The organism is Actinosynnema sp. NPDC059335, assembly GCF_042752395.1.
In the GTDB taxonomy this organism is placed as follows: Bacteria; Actinomycetota; Actinomycetes; order Mycobacteriales; family Pseudonocardiaceae; genus Actinosynnema.
Genome location: NZ_JBHYXZ010000332.1, coordinates 1 through 1,150, shown reverse-complemented (window position 1 = coordinate 1,150; position 1,150 = coordinate 1). Strand labels below are relative to the sequence as shown.

General features: G+C 70.8%; 1 protein-coding gene. It reads right to left on the bottom strand.

What is annotated here, in order from left to right; translation table 11 throughout:
• The coding region (locus tag ACFXGA_RS40235; RefSeq protein ID WP_378098501.1) for a cellulose binding domain-containing protein at positions 1-1,053 on the bottom strand (1,053 nt) is incomplete at its 3' end.
• Positions 1,054-1,150 lie beyond the last annotated feature (97 nt).

The following is a 1,150-nucleotide window of genomic DNA, read 5'->3' as shown; positions in this document are numbered from 1 at the left end:
CGTGAACACCAACGACCAACCCGAGATCGCCGCCGACCCCGTGTTCGTGATCGTGATCTCCGACGTCAACCCCGTGTTCCACGCGTTCACCGTGTCGGTCACGCGGCAGCCGTCACCCGGCGGGTTGGACGTCGTGGTCGTGGTGGTGGTGCTCGTCGTCGTGGTGGTGCTGGTCGTGGTGGTGGTGCTCGACGGCGGCGTGCCCTGGAACTGGGAGATGAACTTCCACGCCTCGCCCTTGGTCCAGGTCCGGACCCCGCTCTCGGTGTACGTGCCGTCCACCGGGCCGGGCATGTGCCCGTTGTCGAACGCGGCCCACTGCACGGGGTACCCCGCCCGGCAGGAGTACGTCGTGGTGATGTGGGACATGCTGCCCTGCGCCGGTTCGCGCGGGGTCTGCGCCGCGCAGCCGTTGTTGCGCACGAAGGTGTCGCGCAACGACCGGCCCATCGAGATGTTCAGGACGTTGTCGGTGATGCCGTGGAGGCCGAAGTACGCGATCGGCTGGGTGCCGCCGGCGCACCCGCTGAGCTGCGCGCCGGCGTAGACCACCACGGCCCGGAACGCGTTGGCTCGGGCGCACGCGATGGCGTAGCTCATGCCGCCGCCGTAGCTGAAGCCCATCGCGAACCTCAGGCCCGTGTCCACGCAGAGGTCGCCCTCGATCCGCCGCATCATGTCGTCGACGAACGTGATGTCCTCGCCGCCGGAGTTGGCCCAGCCGTTGCCGAGGCCCTGCGGCGCGACCAGGATCGCGCTGTTGTTGGACTGCTCCTGCATCCCGTAGTACGACCACGCCGTGCCGCTCGTGCCGCCCGAGGACACGTCGTTCATCGTGCCGCCGCGCCAGTGGAACGCGAAGATCAGCCGGTACGCCCGGTTGCTGTCGTAGCCGTCCGGGACGCGCAGGATGAAGCTGCGGCTCTTGCCGCTGCTGGTGATGGTGTGGGTGCCGCTGCGCATCGTCGGCGCCTTGCCGCAGCCCGCGCTCGACGCGAGCGTGCCGACCTGGGCGGACGGCGCGGCCTCGCCGAGCCCCCCGGTCAACGCCATGCCCGTGGCGGCCGCGGGGTGGGTACCCGGGGCCGCCCCGGGTCGGGGAGCCCGTACCCCAGTCAGCAGTCAGGCAGTCTGGCGGGGGTGGGGTGGC